Raw genomic sequence first — 26,197 nt, 5'->3', positions numbered from 1 at the left:
GATGACGCTGTGCTTATCTGTAGGTTGGGTAAGCGCAGCGTCACTCGACAAACACCTCCACTAACTACTTTAATTTCATCTGCTTACTGAGCATTTCGACAATAAAACTATTCACCGACATACGCTGCTCGGCTGCGGCAATCGCGAGGCGCTCGCCAAAAGATTCCGGGTAGCGCAGGGTAAACGTTTTGATTTTCTCTTCACGTTCGTACGCTTCAATTCCGCTGGCTTTACAATCAGCGAGATACTCCCCAAGAGAAATTTCTCCTTCTTCCATAAGGCCTTTGGCGCTATCGGCGACAAAATCGCAGTAACCGGAAAGCCCAAGAAATTTGCCACGAAACAGGCTGATTTCAGGAACCCAGGTGATCAACGCGGGCTGGCCACAAATCACCATTGTGTTGGGAATTGCGTGTGAATCCGTCATGGTGTTACTCCAATACCTTCAAACCATTCTCGTAAATTGACGATGGCACCTTTGTCAGTCTCCGGCATTGGGTGAGGCCGATGAAAGCGGGCGACACTGCCTTTGAGCAGAAAACGTACCCATGAACCCTTCCATGAAGTCAATTTATGAAGTCATGCTGGCATATATAAAAATGACGTCAATTTATGACGTCATTTCTGGAACACCCTTCAGGATTTCAATGAAATTTAATGCAACGCTACTCCAGCGGTCCGCCGAGAATGGTTTCACGCATGCCAGAAAGCACTCGCTCACCGGTTTCGCTTTTCAGCTCTTCATACCAACTGTGGGTGACGTTCATATCTTTTCCGTGAGTCACATCGCAGCGTTTACGGGCTTTAAGCACCAGATCTTTGACACGATACGCCCGCTTTTCCTGGTAACGCAGCAGGGCATCTTCCACGCCTAGTGAGTTGGTTTGCAGCGCCATCGCCAGCACCACGGCATCTTCCATGGCAGCGCATCCACCCTGGCCGATATCCGGCGTGGTACTGTGGCCTGAGTCACCAAGTAGTGCAACACGCCCGCGCACCAGTTGCATAAAGGGTTCAATATCATGAATTTCTATGCGATTTGTAGTGTCGGGGTTAATGGCGGAAATGAGTTTTTGAACCGGTTGCGCCCAGCCAGCAAAATAGCGTGTCAAATCGGCCTTCACCGTGGTGCGGTCTTCGGGCAGTCCTTTTTCTAACGGCACGTCAAAGAAGAAGTAAAAGCGATTCCCGGCTACCGGCATGAGCGAAACGCGTTTTCCTTCACCGACAAACGTCGTCCATTGATTCGCCGGAGCAATAGATTCGTCGATTTCGACCAGACCATTCCAGTTAACATACCCGGCATAACGGCGTTCGGTCTGATGGCCGAGGACGTAGGGGCGAATCACCGAATGAGTGCCATCGGCGGCAATTAACACATCGCCCTCGGCCACATGCCCTCCTTCAAACCAGGCCCGTACGCCGCCGTCGAACTCTTCAATACGCGCCACACGCTGACCAAAGCGGATATCGGCACGCCCGTAAGTATCAATCAGCATGTCCTGTAATTCTGCGCGGGCCACCGGATAAGGGCGTTCGCCAACACTTTTGATTAACGGATCGAGACTGAAACGCGTCAACGTTTGGCCGTGGACAAATTCTTTGTAGGCCATATATTCCATCGGCCCGCCCAATTGCTGGAGTGGCTCTTTCATGCCAAGCCAGTTCAGGCATTTTACGCCATTGGGCCAAATTGAAATCGCCGCGCCAACAGGCTTAATTTCTTTTACCGCCTCATAGACTTCGGTCTCAATGCCACATCTTTTCAGGGCAATTGCCGCCGAGAGTCCACCAATGCCGCCGCCAATTATGATCGCTTTCATCTGAGTCTCCTTTGGGTTACAAAGATGTTAAGCAATATCCGTACCAGACCGCGAAGCCGCATGGCTGAACGCGCGCGGCAAAGGTTGCGCGATGGTGGGGGGCATCAGTGGTGCAATGTGATTTTCTGCACCATTATTTTCCATGGTGAAAATGTTGTCAGGCGGGAGAACAGAGGAGCAAATGGGTGCGGGATTCAGATAACTGGCAGGATGAAGTGATTAAAGTGGATGACAGTCTGGCGCTGCATTCCATCCACGAACGTTACGCGGATGAACTTTTTGCCGTGGTGCAAAAGAATAAAGCCTGGTTACAGACGGCGATGGACTGGCCGCAGTTTGTCGTATCCGTTGAGGATTCACGTAAGAACGCGCAGGGCAATTACATTTTGCATCATCGCGGTTACGCAAAAATGTTTCTGATAATGCGCGATGAGAAAATCATGGGAGTGATTTCATTTAACCAAATTGAGCCAACCAATAAGACGGCGTATATCGGTTACTGGTTGGATGAGAATGTTCTTGGGCAGGGAATAGTATCCCGGGCGTTAGAAGCGGTGATGCAGAAATATGCTCGTGAAGGTCTGGTACGCCGTTTTGTTATCAAATGTATTGTAAGCAACACGGCCAGCAATCGGGTCGCGCAGCGTAATGGCTTTACGCTTGAGGGGCGACTGAAGCAAGCCGAGTTTCTTAATGGCGAATTTCACGATCAAAATATATATGGGCGGATAATCGAGTAGCCGCAATCAAAACACCCCGTAAAACGGCGAGCGCGTTACCCGTTGTTCGCCACTAATATCCTTAATACCGCGAATGTGAATCAGCTCGCCATCGAGTCCATCAACTGCCGCCTTATCGTAGATCTGCACATTATTCTCTATCAGCACGTTGCCGGTGATCCGTGCCTGGCCGTAAATTTGCACCTGGTTATCGAGCTGGATAGGGCCGCCGATAAGCGTGGCGTCATCGAAAATATGCACCTGGTGTTTAAGCACGCAGTCGCCTTCGATGAGTGCGTTGCCGTACACCTGGGAAGAGTAGCGAATGGTGGGAATTTGATCGTCACCGCGTCCGGCAATAATCCGCGCGTTATCAAAAACGCGAGCGCAGTCGCAAACCCAAATATTGTTTTCGTCGTTGCCTTCAAGAATGGCCTGTCCGAAAACTTCGGCGCGGTGCTCAATAAAAGCGTTATTCACCCTGGCGTTGCCAAATATCTGGGCCTGGTGAACGACGCGGGATGCATTTACCGTGGCGTTGCCATAAATTTGCAGCACCTGGTCGTTGTCGGCAGTTAGGCCACGCACGGCAATGATCTGGCTGCCATTCAGAATACGCGCGGCATCAAAAATACGGCATTCACCGCTAACCAGCGATTCTTTCACCACGCTTTTCCCACTGATATGTGCCTGGTGGCAAAGCGTCGATTCCCCGTGAATTTGCGCATCATCACTCACGCTGGAGCCGCCATACACCACGCTGTCACTGCCATAAATCCAACAGTTTCCATGCTGGCTGAGATTGTCTTCGCATTCAATCCAGCCGCCAGATTGCCCGGCTTTAACGTCGCTGAAATCGCAGAGCGCCACCACTTGCCAGAGTTTGACCTGTTGTTTTTTGCCGTCGACCAGGTAGTCGTGAAGTCGCGAATCGCCCGTTAATTGATACTTTTTCATCGCTGTATCCCAGAGTTTTCCCTCTTAAACCGTAGCAGATTAATCCCCAGGTAGCGTTCTGTGGCGCATTCGAATAAAATGCATCTAAAATACATTTTATAATTTAAACGAAATGAATAAATCAGTAACGCGCACCATGCTCAATCTCCCTGCAGGGTATTTTGGGATGGTGCTTGGGACCATTGGGATGGGTTTTGCGTGGCGTTATGCGGCCACGATTTGGTCGGTATCTCCGCGCATCGGTGAGGCATTTGAGAGTCTGGCGATTGCCATCTGGGTTGCTCTGGCGCTGGCTTTTGTTGTGCGTGCGCTGAAATACCCGCAAACGGTTATTGATGAAATTCGCCATCCGCAAAAGGGCAGTTTTATCAGCCTGTTTCCGGCCACGACCCTGCTGGTTTCGATTGCCATTGCACCTTATTTTCGCCCGTTAGCCGTGGGGATGTTTGCCTTTGGTGCGGTGGTTCAATTGATTTACGCCGCCTGGCAGAGTGCCGGTTTATGGCGCGGCAGCCATCCGCACGCCGACACCACTCCCGGTTTATATTTGCCGACGGTGGCCAATAACTTTATCAGTGCGATGGCGTGCGGGGCGTTGGGATATCACGACCTCGGGATTCTGTTTTTCGGCGCGGGCGTGTTCTCGTGGTTGAGTCTCGAACCGGCAATATTGCATCGTTTGCGCAGCGCCGGAGAATTACCGCCGCCCGCGCGTACCGCGCTGGGCATTCAGCTTGCGCCCGCACTGGTCGCGTGTAATGCGTATCTTAGTGTCAACGGCGGGCAGCCTGATTTCTTTGCCAAAATGCTGTTCGGCTATGGCTTGTTGCAGCTGTTGTTTATGTTTCGCCTGATGCCCTGGTATTTGAAGCAGCCGTTTAATGCGTCGTTCTGGAGCTTCTCATTTGGTATTTCAGCCCTTGCTGGCACTGCGCTGCATCTCAGCCATGCCAGCAATGACGGGCTTTTTACCGCACTCGCGGTGCCGCTGTTTATCTTCACTAATTTCATTATTGGCCTGCTGCTTGTGCGCACGGTGATCCTGCTCTATCAGAGGAAGTTGCTGTTGCGAGTCGAACGGCCTGCAAAAAGGACAAATTAAGATGCTTTCTGAAAATTATTACACCGAGAAATATGGCTTAACGGCGACCCATTCTGATGTGGTCAATGCCGCAACGATTGTCCCGCCGGGTAAAACGTTAGATCTTGGCTGCGGGAGTGGGCGCAACAGCCTGTACTTGAATCAGAAAGGGTTTGATGTGACGGCGTGGGATAAAAACCCGATGAGCATCAGCAATCTGAATAAAATAATCGAAGCTGAAGGGCTGAAAAATATCATCACTGATATTGTCGATCTGAATTCAATACATTTCGATGGTGAATATGATTTTATTCTTTCAACAGTTGTAATGATGTTTCTGGAGCGCAAATCCATTCCAGGGCTGATTGAAAATATGCAGCGCTGCACCAAATTGGGCGGATACAATCTGATTGTCGCCGCCATGGACACCGAAGATTTCCCTTGTAATGTCGGATTTCCATTTGCTTTTACTGAAGGCGAATTGCGCAACTATTATGCTGGATGGGAATTAATTAAATACAACGAAGATATCGGCCAATTGCATAAAACCGATGAGCAAGGGAACCGGATTAAATTACGCTTCGCCACAATGCTGGCGCGTAAAATTTAAGCGGGTGGCCAGGCGCGATTTTGTAACACAATGCGATAACCGTCGTTATCTATAAATGTGCGTCCGGCGACATCCCAGTACGGATTAAAACTATTTATGGTCAAAAAACCTGCGTCAAGCATTTTCTGGCAGGTCTTTTGCCATTGGTTTTTCTCTGGATAATAAAGCACCAATAAGTCATCCGCCGTGGCGGCTGGTTCCACAGGGTGGCGATGGCAAACCGTGAACTCCAGGTGCCAGCTTGCATCCTCCAGGCCAAGCATCACGCCGCTAAAGCCGTCATGTTCACTAAATTCCCCGAGTTCTTTTAAACCCAAACCCAGGCAGTACATCTCTTTGCTTTGAGCAAGATTCGTTACGGGTCGAGCAATCCGCAGATGAGGTGTCATGTTTGTCTCCGATGTGTAGCCATACTTAATATTAATTCATCTCTCAGTAAATGGTTAATGACTTGTTGATTATTCATTGAAACAAAATACACATCTAATATCCGAATTTTGGATAAGTAGCATTTTAACCTCATTTTTCCACAGGGTTTATTGTTATAACGCGCACGCTTACATGCAATCTACAGGGAGTCATAGTAATAATGCGCACTTCATTTTGTTTTAAAGCAGCTTGTCTGGCGGGAGTTTTAGCGCTAGCAGGTTGTGCTTCTTCTTTACCGGCGCCTGAAAAGTATTCGGGCTTTTTAAAGGATTATTCCGGCTTGCAGGAAACTAAATCTAACTCGGGTAAAGATATCTTGCGTTGGATTGATCCTGCTTTCAAAGGCAGTAATTATGACAGCCTTGTTTTTAATTCAGTGACTTATTATCCGGAGCCAAAACCAAATACTCAGGTGGGGCAAAAAGTTCTGGATGGTTTATTAAACTACACCAACACCCAGCTTAAAGCCGCAGCAGCAGCACGCAAGCCACTGGTGACAAAAGCAGGCCCACATAGCCTGATTTTCCGTGGTGCAATTACCGCAGTAGATTGTACTAAAGAAGGTCTGCAATTCTACGAAGTGGTGCCTATCGCACTGGTCGTAGCGGGAACGCAAGTCGCCACCGGGCACCGTACCATGGATACCCACCTCTATTTTGAGGCGGAGTTGATTGATGCGGCGACCAATAAAACGGTGATGCGCGTTGTGCGTAAAGGCGAGGGTAAAGACCTGAGCAATGAAAACACGCCAATGACGATTGATACGCTCAAGCAAGTGGTTGACGATCTCGCGACCGATGCGACGGTGTTTGATACCGAACAGAAATAGTGAAGATATCGTGAAATCACAAAGGGAGCCTGGCTCCCTTTTTTGTCAATTTATGCAGCGCGTTTACGCCACGGCAGGGTGGTAAACATCCCCGGTTTTGAGAACATCACCAGATTACCGAGCAAAATCATACACAGACCAATAACCGCATTGCTGTGCCAGACATAACCTTCATAAATCGTCGACAGGCTCAGTGCCACTAGTGGGAACAGCAATGTGCTGTAAGCGGCTTGACTTGCCCCGATGCGCCCGACCAGCGTGAAGTACGCCCCAAAGGCAATGACCGAGCCGAAAATAGCCAGGTAGAACAGCGAGCCGAGATAACGCAGCGTGAACTCCGGCATAAACGAATCCCCACGAACCAAAGCCAGCACGCCCATAATAATGGTGCCGTAAAACATGGCGTAGGTATTGGTGGAAAGCGTTTCAAGCCCGCGTCTTTGGTGGCGAGTGCTGATCATATTACCGATGGAAAAGCCAAAGGTGCCCAGCGCGCTTAAGCCAATGCCCATTAATAAAGTCGGTGCCATCTGAGTGGCGACCAAATCATGCCAGAAGAGGGCGATCACACCCGCAATACCGAGTACCGCAGCGGGCAGCAAATTTTTGCTCGGGCGCTGGCGGAAGAAAATCATGCTGTTTACAGCGTTAAATAATACGGACATAGAAAAGATGACCGACTCAAGACCTGAGCTGATGTACGCCGCCGCGTGATAAAAACAGAAGAAGTTAAAGCCGAAAACGCAGCCGCCTTGCAGCATACAAAACAGATGGTCACGCAGGCTGATACGGCGCAAACGCCCTAACGCCAAAAGCACCACCAGCATGACGACAGCGGCTACCGCAAAACGCCAGAAAATTGAAACCGGCACCGACACCACACCCTGCTGCATGTAAATCGCAAGCCAGGTCGTGCCCCAAATCACCACCACCGAAATATAAAGTAAAGCATTCATCTTGTTGTCTCCCAGAACGGATAGCGGGAGTATCTATGAGTGGGACGGCGTGCGCTTTCATCGGTTTGCGCGACTTGCATATTCTTGCGGTTTTATTTACCCGGTAATTTGTTAAAGGCTGGTAACAGGCACCCACACTACTTAAACTATTATTCCTGAATTCTGACGGTAGCCAACCATGACCCAGCCGTATCACGCATTTGAAAATCTTCGCCAGCACAACGCCGTGCTGGAAGATAACGTGCAGCTAGGTTCTGGCATTCAACTGTCGGCCTGGTCAAATAGCCTCGATCGCGTAACGCAATGCAGCAACCATCACACATTAAGTATGTATGTGAATGAAGGCTATGAAACCTATCAGAAAACCTCTTCAGGCTGGAAGAATGGCGGTGGCCCAGATCGTTTTTGCCTGATGCCAGAAGACAGCGAAACCACCTGGGATATCCGCAACCATTTTTCGTTTGTGCACCTGTATTGCACAGATGATCACTTGCGCAATATTGCCGAGCAGATTTGGGATCGCAGCCCGGCGGCGATATCCCTTGATGAGAAAATCTTCAGCGAAGATCCGCGTATTACCCAGCTTTATCGCCATTTTCTGTTAAGCAGTGACTGGCAACAGCAGGCGAATCACTTGATGTTAAGCACCGCATCAACCTTATTGCTGACTCATATGGTGCAGAATTACAGCAATGTGCAGTGGCGTTTGCCGGATGTGCGCGGCGGGCTTGCGCCTGCGGTGTTGCGTAATATTCAGGCGTACATCGAGCAGCATCTTAGCGAGCCATTAACGTTGAGCGAACTGGCGAAGGAAGCGGGGTTAAGCGAGTTTCATTTTGCGCGCATGTTTAAACAATCTACCCAACTCGCGCCCCATCAATATGTGATGCATCGCCGAATGTCACGGGCACAAACGCTGGTAAAGAACAGTTCGCTGTCACTGACGGATATCGCGATGGCCTGCGGGTTTAGCTCCGCAAGCCATTTTAGTAACCGTTTTAAAACGACAGTCGGCGTTACGCCCTCGCAGTTACGGTCGACGAATAAATGAGAATAACGCGTAGCAAACTCCACCCGCGACCAGTCCCCAAAATGCAGAGCCAATCCCCAGCAAACTCACACCCGAAGCGGTGACCAGAAACGTGACTATCGCCGCGTCGCGCTCTCGTTCATGATTTAGCGCCTGATACAAACTTCCGGCGATAGTGCTCAATAATGCCAGGCCTGCCAGCGTATGAATATAGGCGACGGGCAATGCCGTCAGAAGAGTGGTGATCGAGCCGCCAAAAACCCCCGCCAGCAAATAAAATACTCCGGCAGCTGCGGCAGCCAGCCAGCGCTTTGAAGGATCAGGATGGGCTTCCGAACCCTGGCAAATTGCGGCGGTGATCGCAGCGATACAAATTGAAAATACCCCAAACGGCGCCAGCAGCAAGGCAATCGCGGCAGTGACAACCATTAAGGGTGAAACCGGAACGTTATAACCCGACGCTTTTAACGTGGCGACACCGGGCGCATTTTGTGAGGCCATCGTCACCAGGAAAAAGGGGATGCCAATACCCAGCAGGCTGGAAAGCGAGAAGTGCGGAGCGGTAAATTCAGGCATCACAATAGCAACAGGCATATTGGTGCTTTGCAGATTCCCACTCAGCAGGCAAACCGCCAGGCCGACGACCATCGCCACTACCACCGCATATCGCGGCGCCCAGGTTTTCGCCAGCAGCCAGCCAAGCAACATGCTGGCGCACAACAAAAAATTCCCCTGTAACGAGGTAAAAGCATCCAGACCGAAGCGCAGTAAAATACCGGCCAGCATGGCGGCAGAAAGCGTGGCGGGGATCAGGCGCATCAGGCGGGCGAACAAACCCGTTGCACCACAAATCAGAATCAGAAATGAGGCGAAAATAAACACGCCAATGGCTTCATTCAGCGAATGCCCCGGCAGGCTGGTGGCCAGCAGTGCCGCACCGGGCGTTGACCAGGCGGTAAGAATCGGGGTGCGATACCAGAGTGTTAGCGCTAAGGTGCTGATTCCCATGGCGATACCCAGCATCGTCAGCCAGCCTGCGATCTGCATAGTGTTGGCACCCGCTGCTTCGGCTGCCTGCCAGATAATCGCCGCTGAACTGGCGTAACCCACTAATACCGCGACAAATCCTGCCAATACCGTCGGTAACGGAATCGAAATTAAGCGCATCATGTGTTCCTTATTGTTGACGGCGAAACTATAGCATTACCCGGCTATAGATTTACAAACCGTTAACAACAGGATGCAGAGCATTCTCGAGATAAACCAGCGCATTCTGGCGTTCGAGCGGTCGTGAAAAATAATAGCCCTGCATAAAGGGAATACCGCACTCTTCGAGCAGTTGGCGCTGTTTCCCGGTCTCAACACCTTCAGCAATCACGCTAAAGTTGAGGCTGCGGGAAATATTCATCATGGCCTGGACAATCGAAAGGCCCTTCAGCTCGATATTCTGAACAAATGAACGGTCGATTTTGATGTAATCAATATTCATATTCTGGATAACCGACAGGCTGGAATAACCGGTGCCGAAATCATCCACCGAGAATTTCACGCCGCGCTGCTGCAACTGGTTTACTTTCTGGTTGATCATCATTTGATCGGACTGAAATATAGATTCCGTCACTTCCAGATGCAGCAGATGGCCGGGTATCGCGTAGCGTTCAATCAGTCGGTTGACGTTATTCACAAATCCTTTGTCGTAGAATTGAATCAGCGAAATATTCACGCACATGCAAATTCCTGCATTGCGTTTATTCATTTGTGCCAGCGTTTTACAGGCTTCTTCTAATACCCAGTGCCCGGTCTGAACAATGCGCCCGCTTTGTTCCATTAAAGGAATGAACTCGACGGGAGAGATTTCCTGCTCCTGATAACGCCAGCGCATCAGGGCTTCAAAACTGACCACCTGGCCTCTGGTATCGACAATCGGCTGATACACCAGGCGAAATTCATGGCGGTCGAGGGCGCCTTTGAGCGCCTCATTTAGCATAATTTTACGGTGTAAATCGCGCTCGAGGCCGAGATTATAGAAAGCCACGCGTTCGGGATATTTGCCTTTTTGCGAATACATGGCGATATCTGCCAGCTGAATAAGCCGCGTGATGGAGCTTTCATGTTCCGGGCACACAGAAATACCGATAGTGGCATTCAGCGTGACGTTTTGTTCATCGACGCGGATAGGGCGTGAAAGGCTGGTGACGATTTTTTCAGCCAGATCGCTGATGGCATCTGGGGATTTATCTTTAACCAGCAGGATAAATTCGTCGCCTCCCCAGCGACAGATTAAATTTTCGCTATCAATAAATGTTTTCAACCTGTCGCTTAAGGCGACTAATACCCGGTCGCCCACATTGTGGCCCAGCGTATCGTTAATATTTTTAAAACCATCGAGGTCGATAAAGAAAATGGCGAAGCCGGCGTTTTTCTGGTTTTTAAACTCTTGTTCAACCACCTGTGCGGCTAATAAAAATGCGCTGCGGTTGTACAACCCGGTGAGTGAGTCTTTATTGGATATTTCGTAGACTTCCCGCGTTCGAACCCTAATGGTTTCTTCCATCCGGGCCACCAGGTTTTTGTTTCGGTAGCGCAATAAAATGGCTTCTTTAATATATTTAGACGAGCGGGCGGAAGAGACAATCATGATGAGGGTAAAACACACGCCGAGGCCGCCGAGATTAATTTTATATTGCTCCGGTTGCATCAGCAGCAATATCGACATGGGCATCAGGATAATAATGTTGTAGAACGAGGCGAGCAGCAGATTTCCGGAAAGTATACTGGTTGCTCCGCCAGCCATGGCGGCAAGAATCACATTAGTGGTGCTTAATTCTTCAATAGAAAAATGCGGGTAGAAGATAACGGCATACAAACTCCACATTGCCGCACTCAATAAACAACCGCAGGAAAAACGCAGTAACCAACTCTTGCTCGTTTTAGTTTCTACTCTACTTTTTAACCACATACGCGTATCAAAAACCCGGATGGCGAGGATTAAAGTCATCACCACCCACCAGGCTAATTTGCAGTTAAAATTCTTCTCATCAATAAATGTAAAGGCAAGAGCACTGGAAGCAACAAAAGTAATCAGAATGCCCGGTAATGAGTTGCTGTATAACAATCTTACGCCTTCGGATTGGTAAAGCTTTGAGTGTTCTAGATTTTTTGTCATTTCCGATCATCTTAACTGAGTCATTCAAAAGGTGCTCAACATCAAGAACGCTTATGTGATTACATCATGTAATTATTTAGGATGTAATTATAATTAAAAACCGCGCTACAGAGAAGATGGATTATCAGCGAACCCCGTGCAAGCGTAGCGGCAGGGCAGTTTTGGCGACGTTTGGGTATATGCTTACGCGTCCAATCTGACTACAATAGCCGCCTTTCACCCATAACACAGAAAACAGACCGACTATGCGCCTGCACGCCAATCATCTTGAATTACTCAGCCCCGCCCGTGATACCGCCATCGCCCGCGAAGCCATTTTGCATGGCGCGGATGCGGTCTACATCGGTGGCCCTGGTTTTGGCGCTCGCCATAATGCCGGTAACAGTCTACAGGATCTCGCAGAACTGGTGCCGTTTGCTCACCGTTATGGGGCGAAGATTTTCGTTACGCTGAACACCATTTTGCATGACAACGAACTCGAACCCGCGCGTCGCATGATTCACGACCTGTATCAGATTGGTATCGATGCGCTGATTGTGCAGGATATGGGCGTGCTGGAAATGGATCTGCCGCCGATTGAACTGCACGCCAGCACCCAGTGCGACATTCGCAGTGCAGAAAAAGCAAAATTTCTGTCCGATGCGGGTTTCTCGCAAATCGTTTTGGCACGTGAGTTGAACCTCAACCAAATCCGCGCAATCCATGAAAATATTGATGCGACGATTGAGTTCTTCATTCATGGTGCGCTCTGCGTGGCGTATTCCGGGCAATGTAATATTTCTCACGCCCAGACCGGACGCAGCGCAAACCGTGGTGATTGCTCCCAGGCTTGCCGCTTGCCGTACACGCTTAAAGACGATCAAGGCCGCGTCGTGGCTTATGAAAAACACCTGCTGTCGATGAAAGATAACGACCAGAGCGCCAACCTGGCGGCACTGGTTGATGCGGGTGTGCGCTCCTTCAAGATTGAAGGGCGCTACAAAGATATGAGCTATGTGAAAAACATCACCTCTTATTATCGCCAGCTACTGGATGAGTTGATGGAGCAGCGCACCGATTTGGTTCGTGCTTCTTCCGGCGTGACCTCACACTTCTTTATCCCTTCGCCGGATAAAACCTTCCACCGTGGCAGCACCGACTACTTCGTTAATGAGCGCAAAATTGATATCGGCGCGTTTGATTCCCCGAAATTTATCGGCCTGCCAGTGGGCGAAGTGCTGAAAGTCGGCAAAGATTTTCTGGATGTGAATGTCACCGATACGCTGACCAACGGCGATGGGCTGAATGTCCTCATCAAGCGTGATATCGTCGGTTTCCGCGCCAATACCGTAGAAAAAACCGGTAAAAATCAGTATCGCGTCTGGCCTAATGAAATGCCGGACACGCTGAAAAACGTGCGTCCGAACCATCCGCTGAACCGTAACCTCGACCACAACTGGCAACAGGCGTTAACCAAAACCTCCAGTGAGCGCCGGATTCGCGTCGATCTGGAACTGGGTGGCTGGGAAGAGCAACTGGTGTTGACCGCAACGTGCGAAGACGGCGTTAGCGTGACGAAAACGCTTGAAGGGCAGTTTGAAGTGGCGAACAACCCGGAAAAAGCTTACTCGAGCCTGCGCGATAGCCTGGCGAAACTGGGGCAGACGATGTATCAGGCCCGTAAAGTTGACCTGAATTTGCCTGCGCCATTGTTTGTGCCGAACAGCCAACTCAACCAACTGCGCCGTGAAGTGATTGATGCGCTGACGGATGCGCGTCTTGAGCAATATCAGCGTGGTAGCCGCAAACCAGTGAGCGTGCCGGCACCGGTTTATCCGGAAGAACACCTCACGTTCCTGGCAAACGTCTACAACCACAAAGCGCGTGAATTTTATCAGCGTTATGGCGTGAAACTGATTGATGCCGCTTATGAAGCGCATGAAGAGAAGGGCGAAGTGCCGGTGATGATCACCAAACACTGCCTGCGTTTTGCGTTTAACTTGTGCCCGAAACAGGCGAAAGGTTCGGTGAAAAGCTGGAAAGCGACGCCGATGCAACTGGTGCATCAGGATGAAGTGTTAACGCTGAAATTCGACTGCCGTCCGTGTGAAATGCACGTGATTGGCAAGATGAAGAATCACATCCTGAAAATGCCGTTGCCTGGCAGCGATATTGTGGCGTCCATTAGCCCAGACGAATTATTGAAGACGGTGCCGAAGCGCAAGTAATTTTTGATTGTCGGATGGCGCAGCGTCATCCGACACCTGTTCAAGGATTCTGCGCCCGCAACTGGTCAATCATCCACCGTCCGGCGGGGCCAGGCGGTGTTTTGTTCGACCACAACACATCTACGTCAATACGCTGCGGCCAGCCCGCGACGGGCAACTCCTGCAAAACATCGTGACCAAATTGCTCCACCAGCCAACGCGGTAAAATTCCCCAGCCAAAACCTTGCTCCGCCATCTCCAGCAGCATCAGCAATGACGGTGACGACCACGTCGGGCCGCCGCTTTTATTGCGCGTCGGATCGGTAAAGGTGCTCAAACTGAGCTGACGCACGGTTTGCAAGGTGTCCATCTCGACGGCAGCCAGGCGGGCTAGCTCATGTTGGCGGTGAATATAAATCGCCATTTCCGCCCCGACCTGCAAACGCGCCACCGTCACATCAATCGGGTAACGAGGCTGCACGCGCAGCACGCCAACATGGGCGCGACCAATCTGAATCAGGTCGATAACGTCTTCATCTTCAGCAATCAAACACTCAAATTCGATATCCGGAAAACGTTGCGAAAACCGCTGGAGAATCGACTCGTGATGCGAAGTTTGCCACACATCCGACAACACAAAACTCAGACGCGGCTCGACATTTCCCGCCAGGCGCACTGAGACTTCATTCAGCCTTTCGCTTGCCGCCATAATCGACTGGATGTACGGCAAAATGTGTTTCCCCTGGTCGGTCAAAACTGGCTGGCGGCTCTGGCGGTCAAACAGCGTTACCCCCAAATCGGCTTCCAGATTGGCAATGGCGCTGCTTATCGTTGACTGGCTTTTCTTCAGTTTGCGCGCCGCCGCAGAAAACGAACCGGTTTCTACCGCCTGCACAAAGGCTTCCAGGGATTCGGGGGAGTAATTCATGATGTATCGATTTTTTAGATGGCTAATCACTTAATTCTATCAGTAATTGCGATAATAATACGCCGCATAGCCATATTGCTTGATTTATCTGGAGTGAGTTTTATGCAGTCTCAAAAAAGAACCTTTTCCGAACGCATCGTACATGCGGTGGGTTTCGAAGTTATCGCCATTGCGATTTGTGCGCCGCTGGCGGCGTGGATCCTGAACAAACCCTTATTCCAGATGGGCGCGCTGGCGATCATGCTGTCTACCGTCGCCATGGTATGGAACATGATTTATAACGCCGGGTTTGATAAGTTTTTCCCGGTCGGCCAAAAGCGTCGCCTGCCGCTGCGCATCGCGCACTCGCTGGGCTTTGAAGGGGGCTTTATTTTGATTGGCTTGCCGCTGGCCGCCTGGATGCTCAACATTTCATTGCTGCAGGCGTTTATGGTCGAGATTGGTTTCTTCCTGTTCTTCCTGCCTTATAGCGTGATTTACAACTGGGCGTACGACACCTTGCGTGCGCGTTGGGTGTCCGCTTCGGCTTAAGTAGATTAGATATTTGCAGGATTGTGCAATCATCCGACAGCATTGCGCTACAGAGAAATTCGCCTCCAGGTGACACTATTAACATTGTGACCGGGCGCGGTGACGTCGTTGGGGCAGAAATTACCCGCCACCCGGACATCGCTAAAATTTCGTTTACCGGTTCGACTCAGGTCGGCAAAACCATTGCTCGCGGCGCTGTGGATACCTTAAAGCGCGTTACGCTGGAGTTGGGCGGGAAGTCAGCCAATGTGCTGCTCTGGTGCCTGAAAGTCGACTCGAAGCGGTAAAAGAACAGCTGCGCAAACACATTTCACACCTGACACCTGGCGAAAACATCGGGACATCCGTCACCGCCCAGCAGTATCAACGCGTGCAGGATTACATCCGCAAAGGCATCGAAGAAGGGGCGGAATTACTGTGTGGTGGAGTGGGTCGCCCGCAGGGTTTCGATCGCGGTTACTATGTGAAACCGACTGTTTTTGTTAATGTTCGCAACGAAATGACTATCGTCCAACAAGAGATTTTTGGCCCGGTATTATCAGTGATAACTTACAAAGATGATGCCGACGCCGTGGCTATGGCCAACGATACGATTTACGGTTTGCAGGCTTAGTGAGCGGGAAAGATGCGGCGCGAACGGCGGGGTGGAGAACCAATTGATTGCCGGGCGCGTCTTCGTAAATGGCGTTTATGACGAGCCGACGGTGCTAAATCGCGGTATGTTGCAACCCTCGATGTGCATCGTGTTGCAAGGGCGCAAAAAGATGTTGATTGGTGACAACGTCACGGAATATGGGCCAGGGAGTTATTCGCTGGCCGCCGTGGATATGCCGGTTTCCGGGCAGGTCACACAAGCCAGTGAATCCGCGCCTTACTATGGCGTGCGCATCGATCTGGACAGCAAAGAAATTGCCGACCTTATTGTCTCGTTGCAAATTACCCTGCCTGAAAAACAGCACGAAGCCTCCAATGCGGGTGCCTGGGTGACGCAATCCGACGAAGCGTTACAGGAGTCCTTTTTGCGCCTGGTGACTGCCCCCGCCGGGTCAGCATTCTGGAAACAGACGCTGGTGTGGACGCAAGGTAAAGGTGTCGGTGAAGCGCTGGCGTGGATTAAGCGCCATTTTGCCGAACCGCTGAAAATTGATGAGCTGGCAAAACGCGTGGGGATGAGTTCATCGAGCCTGCATCACCGCTTTAAGGCACTGACGGTGATGAGTCCGTTGCAGTATCAAAAGCAGATCCGTCTACTCGAAGCGCGGCGATTGCTACTGAGCGGTAGCCTGGATGTGGCGAACGTCGCCTGGCTTGTGGGGTACGAATCGCCGTCACAGTTTAATCGCGAATATCGCCGTTCCTTCGGCGCAGCCCCTTTGCAGGATGTGGAAACGCTGCGCCAGATGGGCGTTACGCTTTAGTTTTACGCGCCACAATAAACAGGCGCGGGAACAGCATCAGCACATTTCCGTCGTGTTGCGGCGGATAGGCCTGCTGCAAAAGCGAGTGATAACGGGACAGAAAAGCCTGCTGCTGGATGTCATCGAGTTTCGCGAGATAAGGGCGCAGGCCGGTAGAACTGAGCCATTCAATAATGGCCTGGGCAGACGGCATCACGTGGAAATAGGTGGTGCGCCAGATATCTACCGTACAACCCGCCTGTGCCAACAAATCGTAATACTGCTGCGCGGGGAGTAATTCCTCACGCCCCGAGTCGGGCTGACCCAATTCAAAAGCGACCTGGCGCATTAATGTGTGCGTCGGTTCCTGCCAGTTGTCCGGCATTTGTACCGCTAACACACCGCCTTCAGCCAATTGCGCCGCGAGATGTGGAAAGAGCGACGGATGATCCCCCAGCCATTGCAAAGACGCATTCGCGTAAATCACATCCTGTTTCACTGCGGGTTGCCAGTGGGCGATGTCGGCACTTTCAAACTGGCAATCGGGTAGTGCCGCGTGGGCTTTGTCCAGCATCGCTGGAGAGTTATCGATCCCCGTCACGCTTGAATGTGGGAAGGCTTTGCGCAGTAACGCTGTGCTGTTTCCTGGGCCGCAGCCTAAATCAGAAATGTGTTGCGCGGCAGGGTGTTGGATGCGGGCGGCTAACTCGGCTGCCGGGCGGGTGCGCTCTGCTTCAAACTGCAAATAAAGGGCGGGGTTCCAGTCTCGCATGGGCTTCTCCTGAGGCTAAAATTGCATTGAGCGATGTGATGAATTCGGAAATTGTATATATCCTGGATTACACCAAACTGTTGTAACGTAGTCGATCAAATCAGGTAAGGAAAACCGTAATGAAAGTGACACGCAAACAGGAAAAAGTCATCCGGCATACGCTTGAAGGCTGGCGCAAAGAAGGGGTGATAGACGAAACCGAGCAACAGCGCTTGCAACAAAATCTCTCGGTACAGCTTTTTGACTGGCAGCGCCTGAGCCGTTACGCCTTCTGGATTGCACTGGCCTGCGCCATTATCGCTATTGGAAGCCTGGTCGCCGACGAATATTTGATGGCGTTGTTGTTCAATTTTGGCTACCTCACTCGCGCCATTATTCTGGCGTTCATTTCCGCCGCGTTATATTTCTGGGGTTTTCGTCGCCAAAAAATCACGCCTGAAAAACGCTACAGCAACGAAGCGATTCTGTTTATGGGCGTGCTATTCACCGCGTTAAGCCTGTCCCAGGTCGGCATGGCGCTGGACACCGGCAGCGGCAACGTCGCGCCACTGTTCTTACTCGGCTGCGCCATCTACGGCGCAATCGGCTACCTGGGACGGTCCGGGCTAATCTGGCTATTTTGCCTGCTGGCGCTGGGCAGCTTTTTCGGCACCTCAACGGGATACGCATCAGGATGGGGCGCGTACTGGCTTGGCATGAATTACCCGATTCGCTTTGTGTTATTTGGTGGTGTACTGCTGGCAGCTTGTTATTTACTGAAACCCATCTTGCAGCAGCGAAATTTGTTTAACACCAGCAAGGCGATGGGATTGCTGTACCTGTTTATCGCGCTGTGGATTTTGTCGATCTTCGGTAACTACGATTACGATATCTGGCAAAGCGTGCGCCAGATGGAGTTGCTGCACTGGTCGTTGCTTTTTGCCCTGGCGGCAGGAGCATGTATCTGGATAAGCCTGAAAACCGACGACGGCATGTTGCGTGGTTTTGGTTTAACGTTTTTAGGTATCAACCTCTACACCCGCTATTTCGAAATGTTCTGGGACGATACCAACAAAGTGATTTTCTTCCTGCTGCTGGCGATTTCTCTGGCCCTTGTCGGGCGCTACGCGGAGAAGATTTGGCGCGTGGGCGAAGGGCGTTAATGATTTTGAGGATACCAACCGGTATCCTCAATGCTTAGACGTTGGATTCACTTAATCGCCGTATACGTCAAATATCCCGCCACGCCACCACCGCCATCTTTGGGATGATGTGCCCCTTCCGATACCGGAATTTTGGGGAAATCAAAAGGCGAAACGCCTTCAATGCAGGCGACGTTAACGCCGTATTGTTCCGGGTTGGAGCGGCGCTGGTGGAAGGTGTAAATCCCGCAAACCGAACAGAAAAAATGCACCGCTTCACCGGTGTTAAAACGGTATTCGGTTAGCTTGTCTTTGCCCTTAATGACTTCGATGCCGGATAGCTGTGCTGAAACAGCAACCGCGCCGCGCATACGGCAAAATGAGCAGTTGCAGCGGCGGGCGGTGTTGAACCCGTCCGTCAGTTCAACGGTAAAACCGACAGCACCACAATGGCATTGAGCAGACAACTTTTTGTTCATAATGACCTCCGTCTGAGTTTTTCTTTCCTCAGCTTAGTGGGTATTAGTGGCTTGTCATCACCGCAAGGCTGTATTTTCACGTCATCTTTTGCGAGGATAGCGCCAAATTTCGGCTATCAGCAAAAGGGTAATAAACATGGCCAAGCATCCTACGGGCAAACACCTGCGCGCACCCATCGTCATCAACGATAAAAATCTGTTGGTTTACGTGGTTCGCGGTTCAAAAATTGAAGATATGCCAGCCGATGAAGACGAAGATTATCCGGGCGATATGCAGATGCTAATGCCGCAGCTGTCGAAAGATTTTGATGCGGAATTAAACGAAGCGATCGAAGAGTGCGAGTCGGGTGATGTGATTGTCTTTATGTGCACCACGGATATGATTTTTGAGTACGGGTATTCAAAAATTAAAGCGATGCGTGCTGCGTAAAAAAAAGCCCCGGCGCAATGCCGGGGTTTGTTCTGTTAGTGGCCGTAAAAAATCTCGCCTTTCATGGCACGTAAAATTTTGCCTTCCGCGTCAGTAATCAACACGTAGTTCCCACCCATATATGTCCAATGGCTTCCGGCTTCTGGTGCCGGGAGATGGCGAATCTGCCAGGCATCAATCTGGTAAGGCTTGGTGCGGTATAAATCCGGCACGATGTCGCCAATTTTAAATGGCTTGTAATCGGCGTGGAATTCCTGGATTTCAAAAGAAGAACTTTGCGGTGCAGGCGTCGCGACGGCACCCGGCGCGGTCACAGGTGCGTCTGCGGCAACAGCCGTAAACGCCACTGGCAAAGAACCGGCCATCAAAACCGCTGAAAAAACAAAAACATTCAATTTACGCATATCTTCTCCAGATACATTCATCTGCTGACTATAAAAATAATGCCGTTATCTCTATCACGTTGTTTCGCGTGAAGTAATCATTTTTTCGTTACCTGAAGTAAATGTTTTACGGTAAGCGGCGGGTGTGGTGTCGAGCTTTGCCCTGAAATGATGACGAAGAGTGGCGGCGCTGCCAAAGCCAACGCGCTCGGCAATTTCATCTATCGAAAGCGTGCTGCTTTCCAGCAAATCGCGGCAGCATGTCAGGCGCACATTGAGCAACCATCGCGCGGGCGTGGTGCCGGTTGCGGCGCTAAAGCGGCGTAAAAATGTGCGCGGACTCATACCGGTAAAAGCGGCAAGTGAATCCACGCAATGCTCATCGGCAAGGTGAGTGTGGAGATAATCAAACAGCGGGCTGAGGCGCTTGCTTTCATAAGGCGTAGGCACCGGCTGCTCGATAAACTGCGCCTGGCCGCCGACGCGATGGGGCGGGACCACTAATCTACGTGCGACACTGTTTGCCGCCGCCTGGCCGTAATCCCGGCGCACAAGATGCAAACTCAAATCGATACCCGCCGCACTGCCCGCGGAGGTCAAAACTGAGCCGTTGTCGATGTAGAGCACATCCGGCATGACCTGAATTTCGGGGTAACGTTGTTGCAGTTTTTCGGTATAACGCCAGTGTGTGGAAGCCTGTAATCCGTTCAGCAAACCGGCAGCAGCCAACACAAATACGCCGGAGCAAATCGACATAATTCGCGCCCCGCGAGCATGTGCTGCACGCAGCGCTTCACATAAGGGTTCGGGCACTGGCTCATCAGCGCAGCGCCAGCCCGGCACAACTATCGTCCCCGCCTGTGCCAGCAAATCAAGCCCGCCATCGACCGTTAAACGTATGCCACCCATCGCGCGGAACTCGCCAGCTTCGATTCCCGCGACTGCAAAACGATACCAGTCGTTGCCCATTTCCGGGCGCGGCAGACCAAACACTTCAACAGCCACGCCAAATTCAAACGTGCACAGACCGTCATACGCCAGGACGACAACCAGGGGATTATGTGGAGCAAGAGAGTTTGTCATGATCTTCACGTTATCTGTCATTTCTGCCACACGTCAAGCGGCAAGCAGCAATCTATAGTGGTCTTTCACCCACACGAGGAGGTTGTATGAGTTACGTCACTGATTATCCTGCCGCTGCGCCTGAAATCGCCGCTGCTCATTTTCTCCAGCGTCTGTGTCTCGAGACAGACTGCGACGATGTGCATAGCGCGATGAAAGACCAGGATATGGATTTTGTTCTGCTGCACGTGGTCGGCTCCCCGGAGGCCTTCGCTCGTCGCCATATTCCAGGCGCTTTGCATTTACGCCATCGTGATATGTCTGCTGAACGGATGGCCGAGTGGCCTGCCGATACCTTATTCGTGGTTTATTGCGCCGGGCCGCATTGCAACGGTGCCGATCGCGCAGCGCTTAAACTGGCGCGCCTGGGTCGCCCGGTGAAAATTATGATTGGTGGAATAACGGGTTGGGCTGATGAGGGTTTTAGCTTTGCCTGAGTAGTGAATTTGCTATCCGCGAGGCGTGAAGTGAGTGTAATCTTGGCTCACTTTTGTCATCCCTGAAGGAAGTTACCATGTCGATTTACAGCGAAACTAACGCTCAGTTTATTCTCGGTTTAAACAATTTATCTGCGATTCTTGATAAAGCCGCCAACTGGGCAAAAGAGAATGGCAAAACTGAAGAGAGCCTGCTGACAGCAACACTTGCGGAAGATATGTATCCGCTGGTGCGCCAGGTGCAAATTTCTACCGATATGGCCAAACGTGCGGTTGCACGCCTGGCGGGTGTTGACGCTCCGGTGATGGAAGATAACGAAACCACCATTGCCCAGCTTCAGGAACGCATTGCGGCGACGGTTGAATTCATGAAAGGCATTACCGATGCTCAACTTGACGGCGACGATGAGCGCCCAATCGTGGTGATGGCTCGCGAACACGAACTGCGTTTCACCGCTCGCAGCTACGTCTACAAATTCGCTACGCCGAACTTCTATTTCCACTTCACTACCGCTTACGACATCCTGCGTCAGGCGGGTGTGCCGTTGGGTAAGCGCGATTTTGTCGGCCCAATCTTCTAAATAACTTTACCCGTCATACTTCAAGCTGCAGGGGTGTTGGCTGCACTCGCAAACCCCAGTCACTTACTCAAGTAAGCTCCTGGGGATTTGTTCCCTTGCCGCCTACCTGCAACTCGAATTATTTAGGGTATACATGAATGAATAAACAGTGCGCCTAGCTCAGCCGATAATGGCGGTTCGGGCGCAACTTCTCCGGTAATTTCTCGCTTTCATCCATATCGTGTAAATCACGCTCAATGCTGTTGCATATCGCATCCAGCGGCAAGTCGTTATCTTCGGTGCCAAACGGCTCTTCCAGCTCTTCGGCCAGCGTGTCGAGCGAGATAAACGTATACGAGATAAACACCGACAAAAATGGCGTCATGTAATGCAGGTCTGTCACCAGCGCAAACGGTAGCATAATGCAAAACAGGTAAACGGTGCGGTGCAGAATCAGTGTGTAGGCGAACGGAACGGGAGTGCTCGCAATGCGCTCGCAGCCACCGGCAACCGCCGAAAGATCGTTGAGATGATGATTCAGACTGCTCCACACCACATCGGAAATCAGCCCTTGTTTGCGTTTATCGCCTAGCCAGCTCCCCATCAGCAACAAGATACGTTGGCACGGCGCCTGGCTTTTAACCACCCACTGCAATTCTTCTGCGCTCAGATATTTTTTGAGCGTCTCTTCCACCGGGCGTTTACGCAACGTTAGCCGCAAAGCATGGCAAAACGCAGTCTGCAAATTCACCAAAGCGCTGATTTGACTTTGATTCTCACCCAGCACGCTTTTCGCCTCACGCAAGAATGAGCGCTGCGTAATGGCCAGATTTCCCCACAGCGTGCGCGCTTCGTTAAAACGTGCGTAGCAGGCGCTGTTTCTGAAACCTAAAAATATAGCAATTGCCACGCCGAGAATACTGAACGGGGCGGTGGTCAGTTTAATGCCGAGTGTTTCATACCAGGGCAGAAAGAAAATAATGCCTATCGAAAGGGCAAGGTTTAGTAGCAGGCGGGAGTAGATTTTTTGTAGAACCGAGCCATGCCAGACAAATAAGCGGATAAACCAGTGTTGATGCGGACGAACAATCATAATCAGGATGCTCAAAAACAGGACGTCATATTTAACGGCAAAGTGTGACGCAGATCAACTTTGAATTTACACCGTCTTAACAACATGAATAATTTTCAATAACCATGAAAGATCTTCGTTTGTTCTCAGGGTGAGCATCTGCCATTCTCATTCAACGATAGCCGTCCAGATGGCTAAATATTCAAATAATGAATTATCACCTGACTAAATTAATTAGCCAGGGAAGGAGAAGACACATGCCACAATCCACAGCCCATCGCGCCCCGTTCCGTGCCGACATCGTCGGTAGCTTCTTACGCCCGGCGACTATTAAAAACGCACGTCTTGCTTTTGCGGCGGGAGATATCAACGCTTCTGAGTTGCGAAAAGTGGAAGATGAGGCGATTCGTACCTCGGTTGAGCAGCAATGTGCGTGCGGCCTGCATGTGGTGACTGACGGCGAGTTTCGTCGTGCGTGGTGGCATTTTGACTTTTTCGATGGCCTGCAAGGTGTTGAGCGTTATGAGTCAGAGCAGGGCATTCAGTTTAACGGCGTGCAGACCAAAGCGCACAGCGTGCGAGTGGTCGGCAAACTGGGCTTTGGTGAACACCCGATGCTGGAAGATTTCCGCTATCTGAAAAGCATCAGTGGCGATGCCGTACCGAAAATGACGATCCCAAGCCCGAGCGTGTTGCATTTCCGCGGCGGACGTAACGCTATCGACAGCACCGTATACCCTGATTTGAAAGAATATTTCGACGATCTGGCGAACACCTGGCGCGATGCGATTCAGGCATTTTACGCAGCAGGCTGCCGTTATCTGCAACTTGACGACACCGTTTGGGCATATTTGTGTTCGGACGCGCAGCGTCAGGAAATTCGCCAGCGTGGTGATGACCCGGACCAACTGGCGCAGATTTATGCCGAAGTGCTGAATAAAGCCCTGGCAGGCAAGCCTGATGATTTGGTTATTGGGCTGCATGTTTGTCGCGGTAATTTCCGCTCGACGTGGATTTCTGAAGGCGGTTACGAGCCGGTGGCTGAAGTGCTGTTTGGCACCGTGAACGTTGATGCGTTCTTCCTTGAATATGACAACGATCGTTCCGGTGATTTTGCGCCGTTGCGCTTTGTGCGTCCCGGCCATCAGCAAGTGGTTTTAGGTTTGGTGACGACGAAAAATGGCGAGCTGGAAAACCCGGAGTTGATTCAGGCACGCATTAACGAAGCGGCACAATATGTTGATATCAACCAGATTTGCCTTAGCCCGCAATGCGGTTTTGCTTCGACAGAAGAGGGTAACAGCCTTACGCCTGAGCAGCAGTGGGACAAAGTGCGTCTGGTGACGGAGCTTGCCGAAAAGGTTTGGTAGAGGGTTTTGTCGGGGGCGCTTCGCTTGCCCGACCTACGAAAGAAGGTTTTGTGGTTTTTGTCGGGGGCGCTTCGCTTGCCCGACCTACAAAGGCGGATTTGTGGTTTTGTAGGGTGGATAAGCGCAAGCGTCATCCACCACTTTCACCCGGTTTACGCCAGCTTAAACACCGCCACCGTTTCATTGAGCGCCTGCGACTGCTCTTTCAATGACATCGCCGCCGCTGAGGCTTGTTCAACCAGCGCGGCATTCTGCTGCGTCACCACATCCATTTGCACCACGGCCAGGTTGATTTGTTCAATGCCACGGCTTTGCTCGCCGGTCGACACCGCAATTTCTTCCATCAATCCCGTCACTTGCTTAATGGCGTTGGAAATCCGCTGCATACTCTCGCCCGCACGATTCACCAGATTGCTGCCGATATTCACCTGCTCACCAGACAGCTCAATCAGCTCTTTGATCTCCTTCGCGGCAACCGACGAACGTTGCGCCAGGTTGCGGACTTCGCTGGCGACCACGGCAAAACCACGCCCTTGTTCACCGGCACGCGCCGCTTCAACCGCGGCATTCAGCGCCAGAATATTGGTCTGGAAAGCAATGTCTTCGATAATGCTAATAATATTGTCGATTTTGCTGGAGCTAGACTCAATATTACGCATTGAATCAATCACCTCGCTAACAATCTCGTTGCCGTCATTGGCGGCAATCAACATGCCATTTGCCAGCTTATTTGCCTGGTGAGAGTTGTCGGAAGTAGATTTCACCGTCACGGTGAGCTGTTCCATGCTGGCCGCTGTTTCACCTAAAGACGACGCTTGCTCTTCTGTTCTGGCAGAAAGGTCGGTGTTCCCGGCCGCGATTTCTTCAGACGCGTAGGCCACCGTCTGGCTGGATTCACGTACCTGGCCGATGATACTCGCCAGCGAAACGCGCATTTGCTCCAGCTCGCGCATCATGGCACCAATTTCATCCTGAGCGTTGGCGACAATCGGCGTATGCAGGATGCCGCTGGCGATTTCTGTGCAATGTGCTTTCGCTTTATCCAGCTCGTTGAGAACTCGTTTTTTCAGCAGCAGGAACGCTGCTCCGAGAATAATGGCGAAGATCAGTGCAAAAATCGCGATGCTCACCAGACTTTGGTTGAAGCCCGATTGCGCATCTTTGTTGAGCTGTTGCGCGTACTGCTCGCGAAACGACAGCAGCTTATCCAGCGCGACTTCAAATTGTTTGTCGAGAAGCGGCAGAGTGGAGGTCACGAGCGTGCGGGCGCGCTGCAAATCATTCGCGCCAACCGCATCGAGTAACGGCTGCAAACCTTGCTCGCGATAATTCACAAAAGCGGTTTGATAAGCATCGGCCAGCACTTGTTCGCCAGGCTGTTTTGGCGCTTCCAGATAAGCCTGAAAGGCGGAATTCGCTTTGCCGAGCACCAGCTTTGCGCCATCCAACGCCAGCTGGCTTTGGCCGCCTGAACCTTGCTCACGTTCTTCTAACGCTTCCATGGCGCGAACACGCATGGTGCGGCTGTGGTTAATCGGGTCGATCACCGATAACACCACGCGGATTTCCCGGTTAACGTTATCCAGAGACTGATTGCTACGAGTTAAAGACCAGATATTGGATGCGGTGCTGGCTAAGAAAATAAGCAGTAACGTACTGAAAACTAAAATCGAAAAACGCCGTACTGACATACAAAACCCTTATGTTTAGAAAATAACCTGACTCGTTTCAGCCAGTGCTGTGAGGGTTATCGGCATTCGGGGCGGGAAATTTAGCGGTCTTATTTTCGTCATATTTCTGTCATAAGGC

Annotated in this window: 27 protein-coding genes and 1 pseudogene; 14 read left to right on the top strand and 14 right to left on the bottom strand. The window is 51.2% G+C overall.

Annotated features, from left to right (window positions below; genetic code table 11):
* Window positions 1-64 precede the first annotated feature (64 nt).
* Both M2371_RS06360 and hpxO read right to left on the bottom strand, forming a co-directional pair.
* On the bottom strand, window positions 65-427 hold the full coding sequence (locus M2371_RS06360; RefSeq protein ID WP_259267224.1) for a type II toxin-antitoxin system HicB family antitoxin: 363 nt from the start codon (window positions 425-427) through the stop codon (window positions 65-67).
* Between the two features lie 238 nt (window positions 428-665).
* Window positions 666-1,823: an FAD-dependent urate hydroxylase HpxO gene (hpxO, locus tag M2371_RS06350; RefSeq protein WP_259267223.1), complete on the bottom strand. Its 1,158-nt coding sequence runs from the start codon at window positions 1,821-1,823 to the stop codon at window positions 666-668.
* Window positions 1,824-2,008: 185 nt separating this feature from the next.
* On the opposite strand from hpxO, the gene rimL reads away from it, so the two are divergent.
* Window positions 2,009-2,563 carry a 50S ribosomal protein L7/L12-serine acetyltransferase gene (gene rimL, locus M2371_RS06345; RefSeq protein ID WP_259267222.1) on the top strand — a complete coding sequence of 185 codons (555 nt, stop codon included), beginning with the start codon at window positions 2,009-2,011 and terminating at the stop codon, window positions 2,561-2,563.
* A 6-nt stretch (window positions 2,564-2,569) separates the two neighbouring features.
* Here rimL and ydcK read toward each other — a convergent pair whose 3' ends face one another.
* Entirely contained in the window at window positions 2,570-3,499 is a 930-nt protein-coding gene (gene ydcK, locus M2371_RS06340) for a YdcK family protein (RefSeq protein ID WP_259267221.1), read from the bottom strand.
* 112 nt (window positions 3,500-3,611) lie between these two features.
* Between ydcK and tehA the strand changes: the two genes are divergently transcribed.
* Both tehA and tehB read left to right on the top strand, forming a co-directional pair.
* Window positions 3,612-4,601 (top strand): dicarboxylate transporter/tellurite-resistance protein TehA, encoded by a 990-nt coding sequence (gene tehA, locus M2371_RS06335; protein ID WP_259267220.1) that lies wholly within the window; start codon window positions 3,612-3,614, stop codon window positions 4,599-4,601.
* Between the two features lies 1 nt (window position 4,602).
* Complete coding sequence (tehB, locus tag M2371_RS06330; RefSeq protein WP_404979375.1) at window positions 4,603-5,190, top strand: tellurite resistance methyltransferase TehB; 588 nt, start codon at window positions 4,603-4,605, stop codon at window positions 5,188-5,190.
* On the opposite strand, the gene M2371_RS06325 is transcribed toward tehB, so the two are convergent.
* Complete coding sequence (locus M2371_RS06325) at window positions 5,187-5,579, bottom strand: VOC family protein (protein ID WP_259267219.1); 393 nt, start codon at window positions 5,577-5,579, stop codon at window positions 5,187-5,189. The genes tehB and M2371_RS06325 overlap by 4 nt on opposite strands.
* A gap of 200 nt (window positions 5,580-5,779) precedes the next feature.
* On the opposite strand from M2371_RS06325, the gene M2371_RS06320 reads away from it, so the two are divergent.
* Entirely contained in the window at window positions 5,780-6,448 is a 669-nt protein-coding gene (locus tag M2371_RS06320; protein WP_259267218.1) for a DUF3313 domain-containing protein, read from the top strand.
* A gap of 50 nt (window positions 6,449-6,498) precedes the next feature.
* Here M2371_RS06320 and M2371_RS06315 read toward each other — a convergent pair whose 3' ends face one another.
* Window positions 6,499-7,404, bottom strand: coding sequence for a DMT family transporter (locus tag M2371_RS06315; protein WP_259267217.1), 906 nt, complete (start codon window positions 7,402-7,404; stop codon window positions 6,499-6,501).
* A 178-nt stretch (window positions 7,405-7,582) separates the two neighbouring features.
* Between M2371_RS06315 and M2371_RS06310 the strand changes: the two genes are divergently transcribed.
* Window positions 7,583-8,455 (top strand): AraC family transcriptional regulator, encoded by an 873-nt coding sequence (locus M2371_RS06310; RefSeq protein WP_259267216.1) that lies wholly within the window; start codon window positions 7,583-7,585, stop codon window positions 8,453-8,455.
* Here the strand turns inward: M2371_RS06310 and M2371_RS06305 are convergent.
* Both M2371_RS06305 and M2371_RS06300 read right to left on the bottom strand, forming a co-directional pair.
* A complete protein-coding gene (locus M2371_RS06305) occupies window positions 8,435-9,604 on the bottom strand; it encodes a benzoate/H(+) symporter BenE family transporter (RefSeq protein WP_310473313.1) in 1,170 nt (389 codons plus the stop codon). The two genes, M2371_RS06310 and M2371_RS06305, sit on opposite strands and share 21 nt — an antisense overlap.
* Window positions 9,605-9,653: 49 nt before the next feature.
* A complete protein-coding gene (locus M2371_RS06300; RefSeq protein ID WP_259267215.1) occupies window positions 9,654-11,600 on the bottom strand; it encodes a bifunctional diguanylate cyclase/phosphodiesterase in 1,947 nt (648 codons plus the stop codon).
* 245 nt (window positions 11,601-11,845) lie between these two features.
* On the opposite strand from M2371_RS06300, the gene M2371_RS06295 reads away from it, so the two are divergent.
* Window positions 11,846-13,807: a U32 family peptidase gene (locus M2371_RS06295; RefSeq protein ID WP_259267214.1), complete on the top strand. Its 1,962-nt coding sequence runs from the start codon at window positions 11,846-11,848 to the stop codon at window positions 13,805-13,807.
* A 40-nt stretch (window positions 13,808-13,847) separates the two neighbouring features.
* On the opposite strand, the gene M2371_RS06290 is transcribed toward M2371_RS06295, so the two are convergent.
* Window positions 13,848-14,714 (bottom strand): LysR family transcriptional regulator, encoded by an 867-nt coding sequence (locus tag M2371_RS06290; RefSeq protein WP_259267213.1) that lies wholly within the window; start codon window positions 14,712-14,714, stop codon window positions 13,848-13,850.
* A gap of 102 nt (window positions 14,715-14,816) precedes the next feature.
* Between M2371_RS06290 and M2371_RS06285 the strand changes: the two genes are divergently transcribed.
* From M2371_RS06285 to M2371_RS06275, 3 genes and pseudogenes are all read left to right on the top strand, one after another.
* Window positions 14,817-15,245, top strand: coding sequence for a multidrug/biocide efflux PACE transporter (locus tag M2371_RS06285; RefSeq protein ID WP_034495154.1), 429 nt, complete (start codon window positions 14,817-14,819; stop codon window positions 15,243-15,245).
* A 23-nt stretch (window positions 15,246-15,268) separates the two neighbouring features.
* A pseudogene (locus tag M2371_RS06280) lies at window positions 15,269-15,858 on the top strand (aldehyde dehydrogenase family protein).
* 31 nt (window positions 15,859-15,889) lie between these two features.
* Window positions 15,890-16,663 carry an AraC family transcriptional regulator gene (locus tag M2371_RS06275; protein ID WP_259267212.1) on the top strand — a complete coding sequence of 258 codons (774 nt, stop codon included), beginning with the start codon at window positions 15,890-15,892 and terminating at the stop codon, window positions 16,661-16,663.
* On the opposite strand, the gene tam is transcribed toward M2371_RS06275, so the two are convergent.
* Window positions 16,653-17,414: a trans-aconitate 2-methyltransferase gene (tam, locus tag M2371_RS06270; RefSeq protein ID WP_259267211.1), complete on the bottom strand. Its 762-nt coding sequence runs from the start codon at window positions 17,412-17,414 to the stop codon at window positions 16,653-16,655. The two genes, M2371_RS06275 and tam, sit on opposite strands and share 11 nt — an antisense overlap.
* Window positions 17,415-17,533: 119 nt before the next feature.
* On the opposite strand from tam, the gene M2371_RS06265 reads away from it, so the two are divergent.
* Entirely contained in the window at window positions 17,534-18,556 is a 1,023-nt protein-coding gene (locus M2371_RS06265; RefSeq protein WP_259267210.1) for a DUF2157 domain-containing protein, read from the top strand.
* Between the two features lie 47 nt (window positions 18,557-18,603).
* Here the strand turns inward: M2371_RS06265 and M2371_RS06260 are convergent, their stop codons facing one another.
* Window positions 18,604-19,014 (bottom strand): GFA family protein, encoded by a 411-nt coding sequence (locus M2371_RS06260; protein WP_172894359.1) that lies wholly within the window; start codon window positions 19,012-19,014, stop codon window positions 18,604-18,606.
* A gap of 136 nt (window positions 19,015-19,150) precedes the next feature.
* Here M2371_RS06260 and M2371_RS06255 point away from each other — a divergent pair, with 136 nt between their 5' ends.
* The gene (locus M2371_RS06255) at window positions 19,151-19,444 is read left to right on the top strand and encodes a hypothetical protein (protein ID WP_172894357.1); all 294 of its coding nucleotides are present in this window, start codon (window positions 19,151-19,153) and stop codon (window positions 19,442-19,444) included.
* 35 nt (window positions 19,445-19,479) lie between these two features.
* Here M2371_RS06255 and M2371_RS06250 read toward each other — a convergent pair whose 3' ends face one another.
* Complete coding sequence (locus M2371_RS06250; protein ID WP_172894355.1) at window positions 19,480-19,848, bottom strand: RcnB family protein; 369 nt, start codon at window positions 19,846-19,848, stop codon at window positions 19,480-19,482.
* A gap of 54 nt (window positions 19,849-19,902) precedes the next feature.
* Complete coding sequence (gene ftrA / locus M2371_RS06245; RefSeq protein ID WP_259267209.1) at window positions 19,903-20,931, bottom strand: transcriptional regulator FtrA; 1,029 nt, start codon at window positions 20,929-20,931, stop codon at window positions 19,903-19,905.
* Between the two features lie 65 nt (window positions 20,932-20,996).
* Here ftrA and M2371_RS06240 point away from each other — a divergent pair, with 65 nt between their 5' ends.
* Together M2371_RS06240 and M2371_RS06235 are read left to right on the top strand one after the other, a co-directional pair.
* Window positions 20,997-21,386, top strand: coding sequence for a rhodanese-like domain-containing protein (locus M2371_RS06240; RefSeq protein ID WP_172894351.1), 390 nt, complete (start codon window positions 20,997-20,999; stop codon window positions 21,384-21,386).
* A gap of 77 nt (window positions 21,387-21,463) precedes the next feature.
* Window positions 21,464-21,967, top strand: coding sequence for a DUF1993 family protein (locus M2371_RS06235; protein WP_172894350.1), 504 nt, complete (start codon window positions 21,464-21,466; stop codon window positions 21,965-21,967).
* A gap of 154 nt (window positions 21,968-22,121) precedes the next feature.
* On the opposite strand, the gene M2371_RS06230 is transcribed toward M2371_RS06235, so the two are convergent.
* The gene (locus M2371_RS06230; RefSeq protein ID WP_259267208.1) at window positions 22,122-23,039 is read right to left on the bottom strand and encodes a bestrophin family protein; all 918 of its coding nucleotides are present in this window, start codon (window positions 23,037-23,039) and stop codon (window positions 22,122-22,124) included.
* A gap of 236 nt (window positions 23,040-23,275) precedes the next feature.
* On the opposite strand from M2371_RS06230, the gene M2371_RS06225 reads away from it, so the two are divergent.
* Window positions 23,276-24,388 (top strand): cobalamin-independent methionine synthase II family protein, encoded by a 1,113-nt coding sequence (locus tag M2371_RS06225; protein WP_259267207.1) that lies wholly within the window; start codon window positions 23,276-23,278, stop codon window positions 24,386-24,388.
* A gap of 152 nt (window positions 24,389-24,540) precedes the next feature.
* Here the strand turns inward: M2371_RS06225 and M2371_RS06220 are convergent, their stop codons facing one another.
* Window positions 24,541-26,079, bottom strand: a complete 1,539-nt coding sequence (locus M2371_RS06220) for a methyl-accepting chemotaxis protein (RefSeq protein ID WP_259267206.1) — start codon at window positions 26,077-26,079, stop codon at window positions 24,541-24,543.
* Between the last annotated feature and the right edge of the window lie 118 nt (window positions 26,080-26,197).

The sequence above is a fragment of the Buttiauxella sp. BIGb0471 genome (genome assembly GCF_024807715.1).
Taxonomy (GTDB): domain Bacteria; phylum Pseudomonadota; class Gammaproteobacteria; order Enterobacterales; family Enterobacteriaceae; genus Buttiauxella; species Buttiauxella agrestis.
This window is presented reverse-complemented; position numbering and strand designations above follow the sequence as displayed.